General features: G+C 37.9%; 1 protein-coding gene. It reads right to left on the reverse strand.

Annotated features, from left to right (window positions below; translation table 11 throughout):
- Positions 1–54: 54 nt before the first annotated feature.
- Positions 55–936, reverse strand: an 882-nt coding sequence (locus NE638_RS17815; RefSeq protein ID WP_173746871.1) for a tyrosine-type recombinase/integrase, incomplete at its 5' end; no start/stop codon positions are given.

Raw genomic sequence — 936 nt, forward strand, 5'->3', positions numbered from 1 at the left:
AAAAAAGAACACACAACACTCTGTATGTTCTCTTTCTGTATGTGAAGTCCAATATTATACTTTGAAGTAGCTATCCAATCCTTTGAACTCTTCCGCTTTCATTTCTTTTGTAACATCAGCATAGATGTTCAGTGTAGTTGAAATATCTGAATGTCCGAGTGCATCTTGAATGACCTTTATATTTACTCCAGCTTCACACATTCTTGTTGTAAATGTATGTCTAAGCGAGTGACAGCTAAAATGAGGAAGTAATACATCAGGTTCATCACTGTGCAAAAACTGCTCATCATTGCAATCACGGATAATTCTTCGTATTGCTTTGTTGAGTGTGGCTTGGTGCTGTGCCTGACCAAAACGATTGATGAAAATAAAATCTGTATATCCGTCAATCGTGACCTCGCAATGAAGTCCTAAATCTTCCTGCTTCTGTTTCTCATGTTCAAATGCTTCTTTCACAAAACCGAGCATTGGAACCTGCCTCATACTCGCCGGAGTCTTCGTTGTATTTACATTGAAATAACAGCCACTTTTACTTCCCTCGGTTCTGTGGTCATAATATACAAGAGTATGATTAACATCAATCATTCCACTTTCCATATCAATATCACACCATCTCAATCCAGTTACTTCCCCCACACGAAGTCCAGTTCCTATCATTACTGCAAAGACCGGATACCAGTGTTCATATACAGGGTGGGTTTTCAGGAAATTCAGAAATAGCTCCTGCTCCGGTTTCGTCAACGCTCTACGCTTTTCCGACTGAAAACAATGTGCTTTTTTCAATTCTCTCAACACATTATCTGACGGATTATTTCTGATAAAGTCATCATCGACAGCAATCTGTAAAACCTGATGAAGAACCGTATGTATATTATCAATCGTTGAAGGCTTCAAATTTCTTTCATCAACAAGATAATTGTAGTATTTCTTAATATC

It is taken from the genome of Blautia sp. MSK.18.38 (assembly GCF_024460535.1).
Taxonomy (GTDB): Bacteria; Bacillota; Clostridia; order Lachnospirales; family Lachnospiraceae; genus Blautia_A; species Blautia_A fusiformis.